18 protein-coding genes and 1 tRNA gene are annotated in these 14,849 nt (G+C 66.4%); 9 read left to right on the forward strand and 10 right to left on the reverse strand.

Annotated features, from left to right (window positions below; all coding sequences use genetic code 11):
• From JHC81_RS10290 to JHC81_RS10305, 4 genes are all read left to right on the forward strand, one after another.
• On the forward strand, window positions 1-2,382 hold a 2,382-nt coding region (locus JHC81_RS10290; protein WP_292174148.1), incomplete at its 5' end, for a helicase-related protein.
• Window positions 2,379-3,110 carry a ligase-associated DNA damage response endonuclease PdeM gene (gene pdeM / locus JHC81_RS10295; protein WP_292174150.1) on the forward strand — a complete coding sequence of 244 codons (732 nt, stop codon included), beginning with the start codon at window positions 2,379-2,381 and terminating at the stop codon, window positions 3,108-3,110. The genes JHC81_RS10290 and pdeM, both read left to right, overlap by 4 nt.
• 50 nt (window positions 3,111-3,160) lie before the next feature.
• On the forward strand, window positions 3,161-3,415 hold the full coding sequence (locus tag JHC81_RS10300) for an addiction module antitoxin (protein WP_292174152.1): 255 nt from the start codon (window positions 3,161-3,163) through the stop codon (window positions 3,413-3,415).
• A 5-nt stretch (window positions 3,416-3,420) separates the two neighbouring features.
• Complete coding sequence (locus JHC81_RS10305; protein ID WP_292174154.1) at window positions 3,421-3,735, forward strand: type II toxin-antitoxin system RelE/ParE family toxin; 315 nt, start codon at window positions 3,421-3,423, stop codon at window positions 3,733-3,735.
• An 8-nt stretch (window positions 3,736-3,743) separates the two neighbouring features.
• Here JHC81_RS10305 and JHC81_RS10310 read toward each other — a convergent pair whose 3' ends face one another.
• Genes JHC81_RS10310 through JHC81_RS10325 form a run of 4 tightly spaced genes read right to left on the reverse strand, consistent with a single transcriptional unit; the run spans window position 3,744 to window position 6,721 of the window.
• Window positions 3,744-4,484 (reverse strand): lysophospholipid acyltransferase family protein, encoded by a 741-nt coding sequence (locus JHC81_RS10310; protein WP_292174157.1) that lies wholly within the window; start codon window positions 4,482-4,484, stop codon window positions 3,744-3,746.
• Window positions 4,481-5,128, reverse strand: a complete 648-nt coding sequence (locus JHC81_RS10315) for a YdcF family protein (protein ID WP_292174159.1) — start codon at window positions 5,126-5,128, stop codon at window positions 4,481-4,483. The genes JHC81_RS10310 and JHC81_RS10315 overlap by 4 nt, the downstream gene beginning before the upstream one ends.
• Window positions 5,129-5,138: 10 nt before the next feature.
• Window positions 5,139-5,993 (reverse strand): ABC transporter permease, encoded by an 855-nt coding sequence (locus JHC81_RS10320; protein ID WP_292174163.1) that lies wholly within the window; start codon window positions 5,991-5,993, stop codon window positions 5,139-5,141.
• Between the two features lie 23 nt (window positions 5,994-6,016).
• A complete protein-coding gene (locus JHC81_RS10325) occupies window positions 6,017-6,721 on the reverse strand; it encodes an ATP-binding cassette domain-containing protein (protein WP_292174166.1) in 705 nt (234 codons plus the stop codon).
• A gap of 69 nt (window positions 6,722-6,790) precedes the next feature.
• Here JHC81_RS10325 and JHC81_RS10330 point away from each other — a divergent pair, with 69 nt between their 5' ends.
• Complete coding sequence (locus JHC81_RS10330) at window positions 6,791-7,768, forward strand: MJ0042-type zinc finger domain-containing protein (protein WP_292174168.1); 978 nt, start codon at window positions 6,791-6,793, stop codon at window positions 7,766-7,768.
• Window positions 7,761-8,294: a phosphoribosyltransferase family protein gene (locus JHC81_RS10335; RefSeq protein ID WP_292174170.1), complete on the forward strand. Its 534-nt coding sequence runs from the start codon at window positions 7,761-7,763 to the stop codon at window positions 8,292-8,294. Before JHC81_RS10330 ends, JHC81_RS10335 begins: the two co-directional genes overlap by 8 nt.
• Here the strand turns inward: JHC81_RS10335 and lysA are convergent.
• Genes lysA through argH form a run of 3 tightly spaced genes read right to left on the reverse strand, consistent with a single transcriptional unit; the run spans window position 8,291 to window position 11,185 of the window.
• Entirely contained in the window at window positions 8,291-9,565 is a 1,275-nt protein-coding gene (gene lysA, locus JHC81_RS10340; protein WP_292174174.1) for a diaminopimelate decarboxylase, read from the reverse strand. The two genes, JHC81_RS10335 and lysA, sit on opposite strands and share 4 nt — an antisense overlap.
• A 7-nt stretch (window positions 9,566-9,572) precedes the next feature.
• Window positions 9,573-9,806: a hypothetical protein gene (locus JHC81_RS10345; RefSeq protein ID WP_292174176.1), complete on the reverse strand. Its 234-nt coding sequence runs from the start codon at window positions 9,804-9,806 to the stop codon at window positions 9,573-9,575.
• 11 nt (window positions 9,807-9,817) lie between these two features.
• Window positions 9,818-11,185, reverse strand: coding sequence for an argininosuccinate lyase (argH, locus tag JHC81_RS10350; RefSeq protein ID WP_292174189.1), 1,368 nt, complete (start codon window positions 11,183-11,185; stop codon window positions 9,818-9,820).
• 73 nt (window positions 11,186-11,258) lie between these two features.
• On the opposite strand from argH, the gene JHC81_RS10355 reads away from it, so the two are divergent.
• Window positions 11,259-11,849 (forward strand): TlpA disulfide reductase family protein, encoded by a 591-nt coding sequence (locus JHC81_RS10355; RefSeq protein WP_292174178.1) that lies wholly within the window; start codon window positions 11,259-11,261, stop codon window positions 11,847-11,849.
• Window positions 11,850-11,869: 20 nt separating this feature from the next.
• On the opposite strand, the gene JHC81_RS10360 is transcribed toward JHC81_RS10355, so the two are convergent.
• Window positions 11,870-12,169, reverse strand: coding sequence for a hypothetical protein (locus JHC81_RS10360; protein WP_292174180.1), 300 nt, complete (start codon window positions 12,167-12,169; stop codon window positions 11,870-11,872).
• A 237-nt stretch (window positions 12,170-12,406) separates the two neighbouring features.
• Between JHC81_RS10360 and JHC81_RS10365 the strand changes: the two genes are divergently transcribed.
• Window positions 12,407-12,703 carry a hypothetical protein gene (locus tag JHC81_RS10365; RefSeq protein ID WP_292174184.1) on the forward strand — a complete coding sequence of 99 codons (297 nt, stop codon included), beginning with the start codon at window positions 12,407-12,409 and terminating at the stop codon, window positions 12,701-12,703.
• Between the two features lie 51 nt (window positions 12,704-12,754).
• Here JHC81_RS10365 and JHC81_RS10370 read toward each other — a convergent pair whose 3' ends face one another.
• Together JHC81_RS10370 and JHC81_RS10375 are read right to left on the reverse strand one after the other, a co-directional pair.
• Window positions 12,755-13,102, reverse strand: coding sequence for a hypothetical protein (locus JHC81_RS10370; protein ID WP_292174186.1), 348 nt, complete (start codon window positions 13,100-13,102; stop codon window positions 12,755-12,757).
• A gap of 728 nt (window positions 13,103-13,830) precedes the next feature.
• A tRNA-Met gene (locus JHC81_RS10375) sits at window positions 13,831-13,907 on the reverse strand.
• Between the two features lie 221 nt (window positions 13,908-14,128).
• On the opposite strand from JHC81_RS10375, the gene JHC81_RS10380 reads away from it, so the two are divergent.
• Window positions 14,129-14,849, forward strand: a 721-nt coding sequence (locus JHC81_RS10380) for a PQQ-dependent sugar dehydrogenase (protein ID WP_292174188.1), incomplete at its 3' end; no start/stop codon positions are given.

Consider the following 14,849-nt stretch of genomic DNA (forward strand, 5'->3'; position numbering starts at 1 on the left):
CTGATGACGCCGATCCGCGAGATCGGGCTGAACATCCATGTCGAGAGCCGCACCGGCGACACCAAACAATCCAAGAAACAGCGCCAGCGCGAGAATCCGCCCGACATTCTGCTGACCACGCCCGAGCAGCTGGCGCTGTTCTGTGCCTGGGACGGGGCACGGAACTATTTCGCCGACCTGAAATGCGTCGTGCTGGACGAGGTGCATGCGATCTGGAGCGGCAAGCGCGGTGACCTGCTGTCACTGGGGCTGGGGCGCCTGCAGCAGTTCGCGCCGGGGATGCGAAGGGTGGCGTTGAGCGCGACCGTGGACGACCCAGCGATGATTGCGGAGTGGCTGGGTCCTGGCCCTTCTCCCCTTGCGGGAGAAGGTGGCTCGCGCAGCGAGGCGGATGAGGGGTCGCACCAGCGGGAACGTCGATCAGCGCCAGAAGAGGCATCAACGGACGAGCCGGAGACACCCCTCATCCGCCCCTTCGGGGCACCTTCTCCCGCAAGGGGAGAAGGAGTCCGTATCGTCACCGGCGACCCCGGTGCCCCGCCCGTGGTCGATGTCCTGATTTCCGACGGCCGCGTGCCCTGGGCAGGCCACACCGGCCAGCACGCCATCCCGGAGGTCTATGGGGCGATCAGACACGCGGGGATGAGCCTGATCTTCGTCAACACCCGCTGGCAGTCGGAATATGTGTTCCAGCAGCTGTGGGCCATCAACGACGATAACCTGCCTATCGCGCTGCACCACGGCTCGCTGGCCGCCGAGCAGCGGCGCAAGGTCGAGGCGGCGATGGCGCGGGGCGATCTGCGGGCCGTGGTCTGCACCTCCACGCTGGACCTCGGTATCGACTGGGGCGATGTCGACCTGGTCATCCAGATGGCGGCCCCCAAGGGGGCCAGCCGCCTGGTCCAGCGGATCGGCCGGGCCAACCACCGCCTGGACGAGCCGTCGCGCGCCCTGATGGTGCCGGCCAGCCGGTTCGAAATGCTGGAATGCCAGGCCGCGCGCGAGGCGGTGGCGGAAAACACCTTCGACTGGGAGCCGGTGCATACGGGCACGCTGGACACCCTGGCCCAGCACGTCATGGGCTGCGCCTGCTCCGAGCCGTTCGCGCTGGAAGACCTCTATGCCGAGATCACTGCCTGCGGCCCCTATCGCGGTCTGACCTGGGAGCAGTTCGAGGAGGTCGTCGATCTGGTCGCCACCGGCGGCTATGCCCTGCGCACCTATGAGCGGTTCGCGCGGATCGTGCGGACGCGCGACGGCAAATGGAAGGTCCGCAACGCCCAGACGGCCCAGCGGCACCGGATGAACGTCGGGGCCATCGTCTCGGCCGGGACGCTGAACATCCGTGTGGCCTCCCGGCGCGGCGGAGCGGCCAAACAGCTGATCGGCGGGCGTAAGGTCGGCGAGGCCGAGGAATGGTATTTCGAACAGCTGACGCCCGGCGACACCTTCGTGTTCGCCGGTCAGGTCTGGGCCTTCCAAGGCATCACCGGCACCGACGCACTGGTGACCCACGCCCAGGACAAGGACCCCAAGATTCCGTCCTGGGGCGGGTCGAAGTTCCCGATGTCGACCTCCCTGGCCGCCCGCGTCCGCGACATGATCCAGGACCGCGACCACTGGCGCGTCCTGCCGCCCGATGTGCAGGAATGGCTGGCGCTTCAGGAAGAACGCTCGGTCGTGCCGGACAAGGAGACCATGCTGGTCGAGACCTTCCCGCGCGGGTCGCGGCATTTCATGGTGGCCTATCCGTTCGAGGGCAATCTGGCCCATTCGACCCTGTGCATGCTTCTGACGCGGCGGCTGGACCGGCTGGGGGTCGGGCCGCTGGGGTTCGTGGTCACGGACTATGCCCTGGCCATCTGGTCCATCAAGCCGATGGATGGACTGGACCTGAACGCCCTGTTCGAGCCCGACATGCTGGGCGACGATCTGGAGAGCTGGCTGGAAGAGAGTTTCATGATGAAGCGCACCTTCCGTAATTGCGCCCTGATCTCGGGCTTGATCGAGCGACGCCAGCCGGGAACCGAGAAGACGGGACGGCAGGTGACCTTTTCCACCGACCTGATCTACGACGTGCTGCGCCGCCACCAACCCGACCACCTGCTGCTGAAGACCGCCCGGGCCGATGCCGCCTCGGGCCTGCTGGACGTCGCGCGGCTGGGTCAGTTGCTGACCCGCATCCAGGGGCGCATCCGGTCCATCGCGCTGGAGCGGGCCTCGCCGTTCAGCGTGCCTGTTCTGGTCCAGATCGGGCGCGAGCGGGTCGGCGGCGGGGCGGCCGAGATGATCCTGGACGAGACGGCCCACGAGTTCGGGCTGGAGGCCCTGGTGGCCGAGGTCATGGAAGGGGCCCCGGCGGCGATGGAGGGCGCACGATGAACGCCGCCCTGCGCCAGACCCTGTCGCCGGCCCGCCACCCGTGCGGGGGTCTGCGCGTGCTGATCGAGGGCGAGCCCTGCGTGCTGCGCTGTTCCGGGGCGCTGTGGGTCATCAACCACCGGACCCTGATCGCGGCGGACCTGCATCTGGAGAAGGGCTCAGCCTTCGCCGCGCGCGGCCAGATGCTGCCGCCCTATGACAGTTCCGCCACGCTGGACCGTCTGGAGGCCGAGATCGAGGCTCTGAAGCCCGCCTCGGTCGTGCTGCTGGGCGACAGCTTCCACGACGCCGCCTCGATCGGGCGGATGGCTCCCGGTGACCGGGACCGGCTGGATCGTCTGGCCAAGGGCCGCACCTGGATCTGGCTGGAGGGCAATCACGACATCGCGGCGCTGGCGGGATCGGTCGACGCCCTGCCCGGCGAGGTGATCGAGACCATGACCCTGGGCTCGCTGCGCCTGATCCACGAACCGCAAGGCGGCACTCAGCCCGGCGAAATCGCCGGCCACCTCCACCCCGCCGCCCGCATCGTCGCCTACCGCCGCAGCGTCCGCCGACCCTGCTTCGTAACCGATGGACGCAGGGCCGTGCTGCCGGCGTTCGGGGCTTTCACCGGCGGGCTGGATGTGCGGGATGCGGCTATAGCGGGGCTGTTTACCGAAGCGCCTTTGGCGGCCGCTCTGGGCCGGGAGCGGGTGCATGCCTTGAGCTGGGAAGTACTACGCTAGGTTCCATTGTCTTCAATATTACGTATATTGAATACGACAAGGAACTGATGATGGCCCGCACGAAAACGATGACCGTCCGATTGAACGGCAGCCTCAGCGAGTTCGTCGCCTCCAACGTCGATCAAAACGGTACCTACGAAAATGTCAGCGAGTACGTCCGCGACCTGATCCGCCGCGACAAGGAGCGTCGGGAATCAGAGATGTTCGAGCGCCTGAAGGCGGAACTGAACCACGCCTTCTCTGCTCCTGACACATCTTACGTGACCTTGACCGCAGCAGACGTCATCGCACGCAATAGGGCCTGAACGGCGTGGCCAATGTTCGCGTTCAGCAGGCCGCCTCGCATCGGCTTGATGAAATCTACCGCTACACGCTGAGCCAGTGGGGCGCGTCACAGGCCGAACGCTACATCAATGGTCTATTCGAGGCATTCGCAGGCATCGAGAGCCATGCCGTGGTGTCGCGTCCCATTCCCGTAGCTTTCGGCGTCGATGGCTACGTGGTCCGATACGAAAAGCACCTGATCTACTGGCGACGCCTGGCCAATGGGGACGTGGGTATCGTGACGGTGCTGCACGAACGCATGCACCAGATTGAGCGCTTCAAAGATGACTTTGGCGTGTGAAGGGTTTGCTAGACGCTGTGTACAGGCGTCTTGGCGGTTGGCGAAGAGGACAACAGGGCCGAACTCGCCCCTTCAAGCCTTTCTTCCAGCTGCGCCATAAACTCTGCCCGCTTCAGGCCCGCAGGCACCTGCGGCAGAAACTCATAGACCACCGTGCCCGGCTGGCGGCGGAAGCCATGCGCTGGCCAGTGGACGCCGGAGTTGGTGGCGATGGGAGTGCAGGGGACGTCCAGGTCGCGGTAGAGGGCGGCGATACCGGGTTTGTAGTCAGGTTCAGCCCCGACTTCGGCCCGTGTGCCTTCAGGGAAGATCAGGATCTGGCGCCCCTCGGCGTGGCGCGCCCGGGCCTGTTTGACCATGTCCTTAAGGGCCTTGGCATGGGCCGAACGGTCCACGGCGATCATCCGCGTCTTCCACGCGAACCAGCCGAAGAAGGGCAGAGGCATCAGCTCCTTCTTCATGATGAAGCAGTTGTCCGGCAGGATGGCGAAGGGCGCGATGACGTCCAGCATGCTCTGGTGCTTGCCCGCCATGAGGGCCGCGCCGGTCGGGCGATGTTCCAGCCCCCGGAACTCCACCTTCACACCCGCGATCCAGCGCAGGCCGAACAGGATGAATTTGGCCCAGACCCGGATCACCGTCATGGCGACGCGATAGGGAAGCAACAAGGTGGGCGACAGGCCGACGGCGAACACGGCCATCGACAGATACAGCCAGACCACGAACAGCAAGGAGCGGACGGTGGTCATGGACGGACGGCCTCTTCGACGGCTTGGTCATCGGATGCAGGCTCGACCGGGGCAGGCGCATCGCCGCTGATCCGTGTCCAGCCCGCGCGGCCCAGGGCAGCGAGGTATTTCATATATTCCAGCGTCATCCGCCTTGCCGTGACTGCTGCCTTCCACCAGCCGCTGTTGTCCAGCGACGGGGTCTCGACCGCATAGGGCGTCAACTCGACACCCGGATAAGCAGAGCGTATCTCCACCATGGACCGCGGCATGTGGTAATCTGAGGTCACGACGATCAGACGAGTGTAGCCCTTGTCGCGGGCCCAGGCCGCGATCTCCTGGGCATTGCCGATGGTGTCCATGGCCTCAAAGCCGAGATCGACACAGCAGTTGAACAGACGGTTGGATCCCGGCGTCAGGGCGCGCAGTTCCTGGCGGCGCACCTCGCGATTGACGCCCGAGATCAGCACCCGGTCGCCCTTGTCGTTTTCCAGCAGGCGGATGGCCACATTGACCCGCTCGGCCGACGGACCGGTCAGGGCCACGATGGCGTCTGCGCGCGCGGGGTCTTCGGCCGGCGTAAAGCCGCGCACCCGTTCGGCAAAGACGAACAGGCCGACCAGCCACATCAGGGCCAGGATGGCGACGAATGTCAGAAACTTCATGGGCTTCAAGCTAGTGACGGTCCTTCATTCCCGCCAGCGCCGTGAAGCGCGCCGCGACCAGCGCCACCGTAGCGGCCAGCAGCGGGCATGGCGAGAGCAGCAGCACATCGCTCCATGCCACGGGCAAAGCTGGGGTAATTCCTTCTGACCCGCCCAGCAGACGCAGGGCCGACACCGCGGCCATGGCAGCCACCGCGCCGATCGCACCCGCTCTTGCCGCCAGCAGGGCATAGCGGTGCTGGAATAACCAGGCGACGGACCCGTCTGACGCCCCGTTCAGGCTCAGTGTCTCGATCAGCGCCGCTTGCGCCGCCATGCCCGCCCGCGTGGCATAGGCAACAGCCGCCCCCGCCGCGCCCGCTGTCAGCAGGAAGGCGGCGATGGCTAGCGCGGTGATCAGGCCCGCCGACCGCTCCACCTCGCCGCGCCACAGGCTGTGGTCGTCAACGCTTGCATCCAGCCCGGCCTCGGCCAGGGCACGGCTGAGGGTGACAGCGCTGGCCGGGGCGTCCCGGTCCAGCCGCACGGTGATCAGATAGGGCATGGGCAGGTCGGGCAGCACCGCGTCCCCGACCCAAGGCCGCAGCAGGTCCTCGGCTGTTTTGCGATCCATCGCCTCGGCCTCAGCCACACCAGTGACCCCGGCCAAGGTCTCGGCAGCGCGGGCGGCGGCTTCGGCCCCGGTCTCGCCGACGCGCGGTCGCACCTGAACGGTCGCCTCAGTGCCCAGCTGGCGCGCCCAGCCGTGAGCCGCTCGGTCGGCGGCGGCGGCTCCGACAGCGGCCAGACAGGCGAGGAAACACAGCACCGCGATTAGCGACACCAGCCAGCGCTCGCCGCCCGCGTCACGGGGCAGCAGGCTCATTCTGCTGTTGGTCAGCCCGCCGATCATGCGTCACCGCCCGTCAGCCGACCGCTCTCGAGCCGCAGCAGGGTCGCGCCGGACCGCTCTGCCAGGGCCTGGTCGTGGCTGGCGATCAAGACCGTGGTGCCCAGCCGGTTCATCGACTGAAACAGTTTCAGCAGCCGCTCGGCCATGACGGCATCGACGCTGCCTGTCGGCTCGTCCGCCAGGATCAGGTCGGGGCGGGTGACCACGGCCCGGGCGATGGCCAGCCGCTGCTGCTCGCCGCCGGACAGGGTGAAGGGCCGCGCCTCCATCCGGTCACCCAGCCCGACCCAGGCCAGAATCTCCTCGACGTCGGCGCGGTACGACTTCTGGCCCGTCAGGCGCAGCGGCAGGGCGACATTGTCGAAGGCCGACAGGTGGTCCAGCAGACGGAAATCCTGGAACACCATGCCCATGCGACGCCGAAACCCCGGCAGCTCGCGCCGCGTCGCCGTCGTCGCGTCCTGACCGAACAGATGCAGCCGCCCGGACACCGGCCGCTCGGCCAGGGTCAGCAGCTTCAGCAGCGTCGATTTTCCCGCTCCGGACGGCCCGGTAAGGAAATGGAAAGAGCCAGCAGGCAAGGTAAGGTTAATGTCCCGCAACGCGCGGTGCGTTTGCGCATAGCCAAAGCCTACGCCCTCAAGGCGGACGGTTGCGGCGGCGGAGGCGGTGTCGGGCGTGCGGCGGGGCTGGACGGACATGAATTTTGGATCAGGACGCGGTGTGATCGCCGCGACGGGAGGGGGCGAAGAGCCTCGCAGTCAGCGCCCATGATACTGACCTGCCCGTCCTGCGCCACCAGCTATTTCACCCCCGATGAGGCGATCGGGCCGGGCGGTCGCTCGGTGCGCTGCAAGACGTGCCAGCACACCTGGCGCGCGACGCTGGACGAGCCGCTGGAGCTGTCGGAATCGCCGCCGGTCGTGGCCAAGACCGTCGCACCCGAACCCGCCAGCTTCGGCAAGCGGGACGACGCGTCGCCAGAGCAGGCCACGCCCGAATCACTGGCGGAGACCCCTGCCCCCGAATTGCCCAAGGCCTACCGCGCCAAGGTGGAGCAGCAGCGGCGTTTGCGCCGGGCCGCCACCCACGGTGTGGTCTGGGCCGGCATCGTCTCGGGCTTTGCGCTTTTGCTCGGCGCGGCCTGGCTGTTCCGGGTCGAGGTGGTGGAGATGATGCCGCGCACGGCCGCCGCCTATGCCGCCGTCGGTCTGGAGGTCAATCCGACGGGGCTGGACTTCGAGGCAGTCAGCGGCCGCGCCCTGCCCACCGATCCGGGCAAGATCGTCATATCCGGGGCTCTGCGGAATGTCAGGGACAATGAGCGGGTCGCCCCGCCGGTACGGGTGGCCCTGCTGGACGAACACGGGGCCGAGATCGCCCATGCCATCGTCCGTATCGATGCGGCCCCCGTCCTGCCCGGCAAGGTCCAGGGCTTCGCCGCCGTGGTCGACGATCCGGGCGGTAAGGGACGCGGCGTCGCCGCCGACTTCGTCCTGACCGAGGCTCCGGCCAAGGGTCACGCCGAAGAGCCGCATGACGCGACCCCGGTATCGGATCACGGTGCCGATCATGCCCAGGCTCCGGCCCATCGCCCGCTGCCGGTCGCCGATGACGGTGCCTTGCGCCCCGCCCTGCCGACCAGCGAGCCGCTGAACATGCAGCCGATCGATGCGGTCGCGACCACGGCCAGTACGTCAGCCCTCGACAATGGCCACGCCGGGGCGGTATCCGCCCCTCATGGCTGAGCCCGCACCCACCCCTACCGTCCTTCTGCCCGAGGCCGAGGTTCAGCGCATCGTCGCCGACATGGCCGCACGCATAGCCCCTGTCATCGACGACGAGACGGTGGCGGTCGTCCTGCTGACCGGCGGCCTGTGGTTCGCCGCCGACCTGACCCGGGCGCTGGCACGGGTGGGTCGCAACGTCCGCTTCGACGCCCTGTGGCTGGCGTCTTATGGCGACGAACAGTCCAGCCGGGGCCGGATCGACGTCTATGCCCCGCTGCAACGCTCGGTCGAGGGTCGGCGGGTCCTGATCCTGGACGATGTGTTCGATACCGGCCTGTCGCTGGCCGAGGCGGTCAAGATCGCCAGGGGCGCGGGAGCATCAGAGGTCGTCACCGCGGTCTTCGCCAAGAAGCCCTGGCCCCTGCCCCGCGCGCCGGAGCCGGACTTCGTGGGCTGGGACGCGCCGAACCGGTTTCTTGTCGGATATGGGCTGGATCATGCGGGCACGTTGCGCGGCCTGCCGGACGTCTGCGCCTTGGACTAGAGCCAGTCCGCTTTGGGCTCCCGCGCCCACATGTCTTCGTAAGTTGGCCGATCGCGGATGACGGCCCAGCGGTCACCGTCGACCAGAATCTCAGCCACCAGCGGGCGGGAGTTGTATTCGCTCGACATCACAGCGCCATAGGCCCCGGCCCCTGTGAAGGCGACCAGATCGCCGGCCTTGAGCGGCGGCATCGCACGATCGCGGGCGAAGGTGTCGCCCGTCTCGCAGACGGGGCCGACGATGTCATAGGGCAAGTCCTCGCCATCGCGCGGGCGCACCGGAACAACTTCGTGAAAGGCATCGTACAGCGCCGGGCGCATCAGGTCGTTCATGGCGGCGTCCAGCACCAGGAAGCGGCGGCCATCCGCCCGCTCATTGATCTGGATCACGCGGCTGAGAAGCACACCGGCATTGGCGGCCAGCAGGCGGCCCGGCTCGAACGCCGCCTCGACGCCCAGCCCGTCCAGCACACGGGCGCACATGGCGACGTAGTCAGCGATCGACGCCGTCTCCGCCTGTCCGTGATAGGGCACGCCCAGCCCGCCGCCGAGATCCAGCCGGGTCACGGACAAGCCTTGCCCCCGCAGGGTCAGGGTCATGTCGCGCAGGGTACGGAACGCAGCCTCAAGCGGGGCCAGGTCGGTGATCTGGCTACCGATGTGGCAGGCCAGGCCAACGGGCGTCACATGCGGCGAGGCGGCGGCGCGGGCATAGAGCGACAGGGCCTCATCGACCGGCACACCGAATTTGTCGCCCTCGCCGCCCGTGGTGATCTTGGCGTGACCGCCCGCGCCGACCTTGGGGTTCACGCGAATGGCGATGTCCGGTGACAGGCCCTTGTGGGTGGCGACGGCGATCAGCCGGTCCAGCTCGACGCCGCTCTCGACATTGATCTGTCGCACACCCTGTTCGAGGGCGAAGGCCAGTTCGGCGTCCGTCTTGCCGACGCCGGAGAAGATGATGCGGTCAGCCGGCACGCCCGCCTTCAGCGCCCGGCGGATTTCACCTTCGGATACCGTATCGGCTCCGCAGCCCAGGCGCGCCAGGGTCGCCAGCACCGAGATGTTGGAGTTGGCCTTGACCGCAAAGGCGATCAGGGCGTCGCCCAGTGCGGACCGATGCGCTGCTACCGCATCGCGCAGCAGGCCGTAGTGCCGGGCCAGGGTCGCGGTCGAATAAACATAGGTCGGCGTGCCGACCTGCTCGGCCAGCGCCTCCAGCGAGACACCCTCGGCATGCAGGCTGCCGTCCTTCAGCACGAAATGGTGCAAGGCGGACCTAGTTGGGGCTGGAGCCCGAGCCGCCATAGGGGCTGCTGGGGCCGCCGTCGATCGGCATCTGGCTGGGTGGACGATAGACGGTCGCGGGCTCTGGCAGGGGCGGGGCGCGGCCATCGCGCTGGGCTCGCTCGGTCTCGCGCTGTGGCGGCGCTTCGAGGTCGGCCATACGGCCACAGGCGGCGGCACCGGCGGCGATGAGCGCCACAGTACCCAGCAGGACGACCTTCTTCATCGTGAACTCTTTCATGCGAGACGTGACTTCCACTCAGCGATCTGTGCGCGAACCTGTTCCGGCGCGGTGCCGCCGAAGCTCTGGCGACTGGCGCAGGAGGCTTCGGGCGACAGAACCTCATACACGGCTTCGGTAATGCCGGGATGCAGGATTTTCAGTTCCTCCAGCGACAGATCGACCAGCCCGACACCGAGCGCCTCCGCCCACTTGACCGCCGCGCCCGTGACGTGGTGAGCCTGCCGGAACGGCAGGTTCAGTTCGCGCACCAGCCAGTCGGCCAGGTCGGTGGCAGTCGAGAAGCCGGCTCCCGCTGCCGCTGCCATCTTTTCGGTGTTTGGTTGCAGGGCCGAAACCATGGCCGTCATGGCCCCCAGGGCCAGGGTCAGGGCGTCGAACGCCTCGAACACCGGCGGCTTGTCCTCCTGCATGTCCTTGGAATAGGCCAGCGGCAGGCCCTTCATCACCGTCGACAGGGCGACCAGCGAGCCCAGGATGCGGCCCGTCTTGGCGCGGACCAGTTCGGCGGCGTCCGGATTACGCTTCTGGGGCATGATCGACGAGCCGGTGGTCAGGTCGTCGGGCAGGGATGCAAACCCGAACATCGGCGTCATCCAGACCACGATCTCTTCCGCCAGACGCGACAGGTGCCCGGCGGTGATGGAGGCGGCGGCCAGGCTTTCCAAGGCGAAGTCGCGGTCGGACACGGCGTCCAGACTGTTGGCCATCGGCCGGTTGAAGCCCAGGGCCTGGGCCGTCATGTGGCGGTCGATGGGAAAGGGCGATCCGGCCAGCGCCGCGGCCCCCAGGGGGTTCTCGTTCATGCGGGCGCGGGCATCGGCGAACCGGCCTGCGTCCCGCCCAAACATTTCCACATAGGCCATCAGATGGTGGCCCAGGGTCACGGGCTGGGCGGTCTGGAGGTGCGTAAACCCCGGCATCAGGTCGCCCGCATGCTGTTCGGCGCGGACCAGCAGGGTCTTCTGCAAACCTTGAAGTTGCTCAACCGCGCGGTCGCAAGCGTCGCGGACCCAGAGGCGGAAATCGGTGGCGACCTGGTCATTGCGGCTGCGGGCCGTGTGCAGCCGCCCCGACGGCTCGCCGATCAGCTCGGACAGCCGCGCCTCCACATTCATATGGATGTCTTCGTACTGGTCGCGGAACGGGAAGGTGCCGCCCGTGATCTCGTCTTCGATAGCGTCCAGGCCGTTCAGAATGGCCTGACCGTCCGCCTCGGTGATGATCGATTGCGCCATCAGCATGCGGCAGTGGGCGCGCGAGCCGGCCAGATCCTGGGCCCACAGACGCTGGTCCACGCCGATGGAGACGTTGATCGCCTGCATGATGTCGGCCGGGCGCGACGAAAAGCGTCCCCCCCACATATCTTGACCGGCGCGCGCGGACTTGGTCTGGGTCGCAGGCCCCGCGTCGGGGGCAGGCGTCGATGGTTCGGTCATGAACGGCTCGAGGAAGGCAGTGGCAGCGGGAGCCGCAATCGTGCTGCTGGGCCTGATCGCGGGAGGTGTCACCCTATACGCCGATCAGGCGGGCAAAAGCGACCTGTCGCGCTTTGCGATGGGTGAGTTGGCCGCACTGGCTGTGCCGCCCCAGCCTCTGGCCGCGCCAGATCATGTCTTCAAAACCCGCGAAGGCGCAGCGGCTACGCTGGCGGATTTTCGAGGCAAGGTTGTCGTGGTCAATGTCTGGGCAATGTGGTGCGCGCCCTGCCGTACCGAGATGCCGACTTTGGCGGCACTGGCGTCGGCCTATGAGGATACGGACCTTCTGGTCCTGCCCATCAATGTCGATGCGACACCCGAGCAGATCGCGGCGGGCGAGGCCTTCATCGATGGCCACGCCCCCCTGCCCTTCTACAGCGACCCCACGTTTCAGATGCCGTTCGAGTTGCCCGGCAAGGGAGCTATGCCCCAGACGGTCCTGATCGACCGCAAGGGGCAGGTCCGCGCCAGCTATTCCGGCGGGGCGGACTGGGCCGGACCCGAAGCCCGAGCGCTCGTCGAAGCGCTGCTGGCGGAGCCGGGCTGAACCCGGCTCCGACCCTTAACCTATTCAGCGCGTTCTTCTCGGGCTGTTTCGGCCTTCTGGGCTTCGGCGTCGCGGGCCAGGTCATCGGTGGCCTGATCGACGTCCTGAGCGACTTCGCCGGCACCGGCAGCGATAGCCGACCCCACCTGAGCGGCCTCTTCGCCCAAAGCGTCGCCGGCCTTTTCCAGCGTCTGACCGGTCTCGGCGGCGGCCTCATTGGCATCGGCCTGGACCTCGTCCTGCTCGGCCTCTGTGCAGGCGGCCATGCCCAGCGACAGGGCGGCGAGGGCGGCGGCAGCGGCGGGAATACGAATACGCATGGATATCCTCCAGGATTGAACCTTGGCCGTTAACGCGAAAGGTCTGGAGGGGTTGCGGCGATGGTAGCTGGAGGGGGCCGCATGCATAGACCCACATTTGCGTCCGCCCCATTGAAGGTCGCGATTTAGGCCCAGCTCGGATGACTGCTTTCGGGCTATAAGCCAATGTCCGCTATCGACCCAAAGCGGACCTTGACGGCTACGGGTCTTGGCCGCGAAGCTTCCTGCATGTTCGTAATGGAAAACATCGACGATCTCTGGGATCACATCGCTTACGTATTGGGCTACGCGCCGGATCGCTTTCCCTACCGCGATTTCCTTCCCGCAGATCAGCAGATGGACCTTACGCGAGCGTTCGATCAGCTTCGTCAGGGCGTTGTTTTAGCCTACCCCGAACCCGATGCCGATCAGAAGCGGCAGTCCCTTTTCAGCATATTGGATCAGTCTCTGGCGGCTTACCGGAATGGCCAAGAGATTGCAGCCGGACACCTCCTAAATGAATTTCAGGATGCGATCTTCAAGCAGCCTGCCTGAGTCCGCTTTCCACCCCGAGGCGACTGTCGGCTTCCGACCCAAAGCGGACACTCACGCGACTGCTTGATGCGGATATAGCGCGGTCCGCATCATCTCCTGCCGCTCTGGCTGTGTTGCTGACAGATACTCCGACGAACCCGAGATCACATCGCGCACCCGCGCGAGATGCCAACGCGCCACCCATGCCGAGTAGTAGGCCTCGGCTCCTGGCTGATCCGCGTACATTCTTTCGAGGGTAGCCTTGATCGCATCGTTGAGGTGTGGGCTCAGCAGCCCGTCCACGCCCTCGTCGTCGTAAAACTTCGCCCGGATCACAGTCTGAAGAAAGAAGGCTAAGCCACCTAACCCGTCCAGTTTGACTGTGAGACCATCATCCGAGCTTTCGATGCTAACAGGCAAGCTGCCCTCCATTTTCGCTGTGACGTCAGACGACGGTATGTCAGTCCTGCGCCAAGGTCACGTTCGCGTGTGCTTTGCACTCACAAGCGACAGTCTGCTTTCGACCCATTGCGGACCTTCCGCCTTCAGCAGACAGTCTCAAAGTTGGAGGCGGCGGTCAGGAGGCATGGTGCGGATATTTCTTAGGCTTTTGGCCATAGTGGTTCTCGTTGTTGGCTCCTCCGCTGCATGGGTGGCGTGGTGGCCCCACAGCGATCTCACCAGAGCTGGATTGCACACTGAGGTCGGCGAACTGACGTCTGGGAGTAGGTTCGCCTTGCGTCCCGGCATGCCGTGGCGGGAAGCCGACCAAACCATCCGATCTCAATTCGAACCGACCTATGTGTTGTGGTGGGTCGGCACAGAGGAAGAGAAGGCTCGTGGTGCTGGCAGATCCCCGTCAGGCCCAGTGCTTTCGGGACCCAGCCAAGTCTCGTATCGCGACAAGTCGTGGAGGAATGGAGTGATCACGCTCCAGCTGAACGATGGCGTCGTAACGGAAGTGGGTTGGTGGTTCGGCGGGCCGTTTTATATCGACCTTTAGCCGTCGCGTATCGTCATCTTCCAAGGTCCGCTTTCCACCCATAGCGGACATTCGGAATGTCTGCTTTCGGCGTCGGTAGGATGTGGGGGTACGCTTGATGCTGGTGGGTGTCAGATAAGTCTTTGACAGAAAACAACATTCAAAGTGGTAGCTGGAGGCGGACTTGAACCGCCGACCTGTGGGTTATGAATCCACCGCTCTAACCAGCTGAGCTATCCAGCCCCAATCGACGAACAGGTCGTTCAGGTCCGACGGGAACTGGTCTGTCCGCCGGAAGAGGCGTGCCTATATAGGCGGGCGCGGCGGGTTTCAAGGTGCCGTGTCGGATGCAGCTACAGAGGCGATCAGTCGCAACCCATGATGAAACGCTCGTGGAACGGTCACGCTGTCGCTACCGTTGTTTGACCAACCCCAATCCCCGACCTGAACGCCGGAGTTTTCCCATGCGCCTGATCGCCCTCGCCGCCACCGTTTCATCCCTGACCCTGGCCGCCGCCTGCGGAGCAAACGGCCAGGATGCGCCTGCCGCGACTGGTGCGCCGCTGGAAACCCGCCCGGCAAATGCGCCAAACCAGACACCGGCCTTCCCCGAGCAGACCCGCGCCCCGGCCGTCCGCACGGAGGCCGCCCTGGCCCATACTGTCGTCGCCTCGGGACTGGAGCATCCCTGGGGTCTGGCCATGCTGCCGGACGGCCGCTGGCTGGTAACGGAGAAACCCGGCCGTCTGCGTATCATCAGCGCCGAAGGCTCGATCGGCGAACCCGTCGCGGGCCTGCCTGCCGTGGATGCGCGTGGCCAAGGCGGCTTGCTGGATGTCGTCATCGGCCCGACGTTCGGTCAGGACCGCATGATCTACTGGAGCTATTCCGAGGCCCGGACCGGCGGCAACGCCACCTCGGTCGCGCGCGGCCGCCTGTCGGACGACGGCAGCCGGGTCGAGAATGTGCAGGTTATTTTCCGCGCCCTGCCGGTCTATGACGGCGACAAGCATTTCGGCTCCTCGCTGGCCTTCGCGCCCGACGGCCATCTGTTCATCACCCTGGGCGAGCGATCCGACGCCCCGATGCGGCCCCAGGCCCAGGATCTGGGCTCGCACATGGGCAAGACGATCCGCATCAATGCCGACGGGACCGTGCCGCAGGACAACCCCTATGTCGGCCAGG

Source organism: Brevundimonas sp. (genome assembly GCF_016463295.1).
Lineage (GTDB): Bacteria > Pseudomonadota > Alphaproteobacteria > Caulobacterales > Caulobacteraceae > Brevundimonas.